This window comes from Serratia sp. YC16 (assembly GCF_009707615.1).
GTDB lineage: Bacteria > Pseudomonadota > Gammaproteobacteria > Enterobacterales > Enterobacteriaceae > Serratia > Serratia surfactantfaciens.
Genome location: NZ_WLYN01000027.1, coordinates 1 through 2,533 on the forward strand (window position 1 = coordinate 1; position 2,533 = coordinate 2,533).

Here is a 2,533-nt window from a genome sequence, read left to right on the forward strand (position 1 = left end):
CAGCACCTGAACGTCAACGTGCTGCGCCGTGAAACCCTGGAAGACGCGGTCAAGCATCCGGAAAAATACCCGCAGCTGACCATCCGCGTGTCCGGCTATGCGGTGCGCTTCAACTCTCTGACGCCGGAACAGCAGCGCGACGTTATCGCCCGCACCTTTACCGAAAGCCTGTAATCGGCGGCGCAATCGTAGCAATGAGGGAGCTTCGGCTCCCTTTTTTGCGTTTGGCGGCCGAAAACCGAACGTGGATCACAATTTGCACAAAGTTAAGCATTCCTAATACAGAACTCATCCGACCTGCCGATAGCTAAGTCAGTACCTATTCAGGTGCTCAATAAAAAGTCTATCGACAAGGAGTCGGCATGAGTATGCCTTTAAGTTTTACCTCTGCAGTATCTCCGGTGGCCGCGATCCCTACACCTCGCGCCACCGCCGAGACGGCACCGGCGGCGCAGCCCGCAGCCGCGCCGGCAAGTCCCGCGCCGGTGGCCACCCCCTCTCAGAACACGCTCAATGCGCAGAATCTGTTGAATACGTTGGTCGGCGATCTCTCCGCAGCGGCGCCGACGGCGGCAGCAGCACCGGGCGTGACCCGGGGGCAGCAATCGCAAGAGGGCGATTATGCGTTGGCGCTGTTGGCCAAGGACGTTTACTCGCTGAACGGCCAGGGCGCCGCCGGGTTTAACCGCCTGAGCGACAGCGCACTGCTCGGTTTCGGCATCGATCCCGCCAGCCTGCGCGACGCGGGCAGCGGTTTCCAGGCCGGGATTTACAGCAACGACAAGCAGTTTGTATTGGCGTTTGCCGGCACCAACGACTGGCGCGACTGGCTGAGCAACGTGCGGCAGGCGACGGGCTATGACGATGTGCAGTACAATCAGGCGGTTGCCGCCGCCAAAAGCGCCAAGACGGCCTTTGGCGATGCGCTGGTGATCGCCGGCCATTCGCTCGGCGGCGGTCTGGCGGCTACGGCGGCGCTGGCGACCGGCACTACGGCGGTCACCTTCAACGCGGCCGGAGTGTCGGATTACACCCTGAATCGCCTGGGCATCGATCCGGCGGCGGCGAAGAAAGATGCCGAAGCCGGCGGCATTCGCCGTTACAGCGAACAATATGACATGCTGACCAGTACTCAGGAATCAACCTCGCTGATCCCGGACGCCATCGGCCACAACATCACCCTGGCCAACAACGATACCCTGACCGGCATCGATGACTGGCGGCCGAGCAAGCACCTGGATCGCAGCCTGACGGCGCACGGCATCGACAAGGTGTTAAGCTCGATGGCGGAACAGAAGCCGTGGGAGGCCAAGGCCAATGCCTGAAGGGCGTCGCTTGCGGCGGGCGCTGGCGATAGCCTTACTGGCGCTGGTCGCGGTGACCGGTTTACTGATGATGGCTAAGGAGCAACAGATGGGGCAGGAGATTTCGCCGTTTGACGGCCGCAGCAATCTGGCGCTGGCTCAGGCGGTGGCGCGCGGCGATACGCAGGGCATCCATGCGCAGGCGACGCAGGATCGTTTGCGCGAGCGGGGCGATCGGCAGGTCACGCTGTTGCAGTGGGCGGTGCTTTCGCAGCAGCCGGGCAGCGTGCAGACGCTGCTGGAACTCGGCGCCGACGCAGCGGCTGCGGGGCTGGACGGCAACAGCGCGCTGCACACCGCGGCGATGCTGCAAGATCCACAGTACCTGCGGTTGCTGTTGACCCAAGGGGGGCAGGTGAACGTGCGCAATGCCGTGACCGGCGCTACGCCGCTGGCGGCGGCGGTATTGGCCGGGCGTGAGGAGCAGCTGCGGCTGCTGCTGGCGGCCGGAGCGGACACTACCTTGAGCGATCGGCTGGGGGATACGCCGCTGCATCTGGCGGCGAAGATCAACGCGCCACACCTGGCGCTGCTGCTGTTGCAGGCCGGGGCCGATGCCCGGGCGCGCAACCAGCAGGGCGTCGCGTTCCAGTTTTACTTCTCGCAAACGCCGGCGCATTTGCAGAATGACGAGCTGAAGGCGCAGTTCCGCGAGCTGGACAAATGGCTGCAGGGGCATCGTCTTTCCACGCACTACGCGCAGCAGTAAACGCCCATAAAAAAACCGCCTGCACAGGCGGTTTTTTCTTAGGCAGCGGCGGTTATTCCGCGTCGCCGGCCGGCTTGGCCTTCGCCTGACGGCGTTTACCGACGTTTTTGGCGTCGCGATGGCGCACTTTCACCTTGGCCTTTTCTTTGTTCTTCGCTTTATCTTCCGCGCGTTTGGCCAGCACTTTCTTCGATGGCTTGCCGTTGCTCTTCTCGTTAGGCACCTTGGTTTTTGGCCGCAGCTCGTCGATCACGCGCGCTTTCAGCGGCTCGTTCAGATAACGGCCCACTTTGCCCAGCAGCAGATGGTCGTGCGCTTCCACCAGCGAAATGGCGGTGCCTTTGCGCCCGGCGCGGCCGGTACGGCCGATACGGTGCAGGTAGGTATCCGCAGTGCGCGGCATGTCGAAGTTGAACACGTGGGTGATATCGAGGATATCCAGACCGCGCGCGGCGACGTC

General features: G+C 63.0%; 4 protein-coding genes. 3 read left to right on the plus strand and 1 reads right to left on the minus strand.

Going from position 1 to position 2,533, the window contains the following annotated elements; all coding sequences use genetic code 11:
• The 3 genes from GKN89_RS24205 to GKN89_RS24215 all read left to right on the plus strand — a co-directional run.
• Window positions 1-174 (plus strand): autonomous glycyl radical cofactor GrcA (locus GKN89_RS24205; protein WP_195934034.1); only part of this gene is annotated, 174 nt, incomplete at its 5' end.
• Window positions 175-362: 188 nt separating this feature from the next.
• Window positions 363-1,325: a phospholipase gene (locus GKN89_RS24210; protein ID WP_154747913.1), complete on the plus strand. Its 963-nt coding sequence runs from the start codon at window positions 363-365 to the stop codon at window positions 1,323-1,325.
• Window positions 1,318-2,073 carry an ankyrin repeat domain-containing protein gene (locus tag GKN89_RS24215; protein WP_019452308.1) on the plus strand — a complete coding sequence of 252 codons (756 nt, stop codon included), beginning with the start codon at window positions 1,318-1,320 and terminating at the stop codon, window positions 2,071-2,073. Before GKN89_RS24210 ends, GKN89_RS24215 begins: the two co-directional genes overlap by 8 nt.
• 52 nt (window positions 2,074-2,125) lie before the next feature.
• On the opposite strand, the gene GKN89_RS24220 is transcribed toward GKN89_RS24215, so the two are convergent.
• A partial coding sequence (locus GKN89_RS24220) for a helicase-related protein (protein ID WP_255428415.1) occupies window positions 2,126-2,533 on the minus strand: 408 nt, incomplete at its 5' end.